Genomic DNA, 1,286 nt, shown 5'->3' with positions numbered 1-1,286 from the left:
CTATGAGACGCTCACCGCCTATCCCGCCGCAGGGGGGGAGCAGTGCAAGGGGTTGGGGAAATAGTTTTTTAGCTGGGATGAATGCATATTTGGGGAATAGAAATAAAAACCGCAGCTCAAGGCTGCGGTTTTTATTAATGCTAGGGCCTTTGTTTGATGGGAGTTAATTATTTGAGCTCCTTTCTTTGACTGGTTCAACTATTTGCTTCTGACTCTTATTGATGCTATCTGATATATTTTTGTACCAATCGCTTTGGCCAAAATTAACGCCAATGGAAAAAATGCTAATAAATGCGCCAAAAATAGTGGCCCATTGACTTAACGTTACATGAGATAAAAGCCATCTTACTGTGATTTTTTCTATATCACTTTGAGATGAACTTTCTATACAAGATGGATTGAGGTTGCTTTTAAAATTCAAGCAATACTTGATCTTGTTATGTAGAATGGTATTGAGGGAATTTGAATTAGGATCAATGAAAATGAATGGGATCCCAAAGCATTCAATTCTGTTTTTATAGTGTTCATAGGTACTCTGATGAGAGGTGACAGCAACAATTTCCAATGGGTGATTATATAGTTTGTTTTTGAACAACATATCAATCAGTTCAACGCCAGCGCCATCGGTTGGCATTTCACCTAGGATTTTTGGCAGCACTATATCCACAATCAAAATATCACAAGAATTATTTTTCAGATATAAAAGCGCATCTTTTACATTATTTCTCTGCTCTAGATTTATGAATTCCAAACCATTAATTTCAGTTCCGACAAGAGTTACTTTATCATAGTTATCATCTATGATTAAAAGGTTTAAATTATCCATTTAAATACTCTCTGTTTAGTAGCCGTTCTAAATTGACCTCCCATTCTTTATCTGCAGAACTATAATATATGGCTCCTAAATAAAAACCTGAGTATGTTGATTTTAAGAAGCTATCAATGCTTGTTAAATCTATTTGTCCTTCTTCAAAAGTTTGATATTGAGTGATAATGACTACAGGGATTTTCTCCCCCCTTAACTTCATTTGAGCTAAAAATTCTTTACCAGCAAAGCTTTCTGGAGTGCCTCCAAGAGGATCATCTGAACTTGGATCGAAATTAGGCATGCTCATATCTAGAAAAATTAAATCGTAAGTGTTGGACACTAATGCTCGTAGGCCACTTCGCAAAGACTGAAATACAGAAATATTTTCAATCTTTTGAAAAAACGCTCTACAAAACTGTTCTATTTCCTTACTTTTCTCAATTTGATCTTCAACAATCAATATTTTCATATTATATGT

The 1,286-nt window shown here is 35.0% G+C and carries 2 protein-coding genes; both read right to left on the bottom strand.

The window, feature by feature from the left end; all coding sequences use genetic code 11:
• Positions 1–163: 163 nt before the first annotated feature.
• Positions 164–826 carry a response regulator gene (locus AACS24_RS04665; RefSeq protein ID WP_108572512.1) on the bottom strand — a complete coding sequence of 221 codons (663 nt, stop codon included), beginning with the start codon at positions 824–826 and terminating at the stop codon, positions 164–166.
• A partial coding sequence (locus tag AACS24_RS04660) for a response regulator (protein ID WP_108572511.1) occupies positions 819–1,286 on the bottom strand: 468 nt, incomplete at its 5' end. The genes AACS24_RS04665 and AACS24_RS04660, both read right to left, overlap by 8 nt.

The sequence above is a fragment of the Aeromonas sp. HMWF016 genome (assembly GCF_963878195.1).
In the GTDB taxonomy this organism is placed as follows: Bacteria; Pseudomonadota; Gammaproteobacteria; order Enterobacterales; family Aeromonadaceae; genus Aeromonas; species Aeromonas lacus.
Note: the sequence above shows the minus strand (reverse complement) of the source record. Positions and strands in the feature narration are given on the sequence as shown.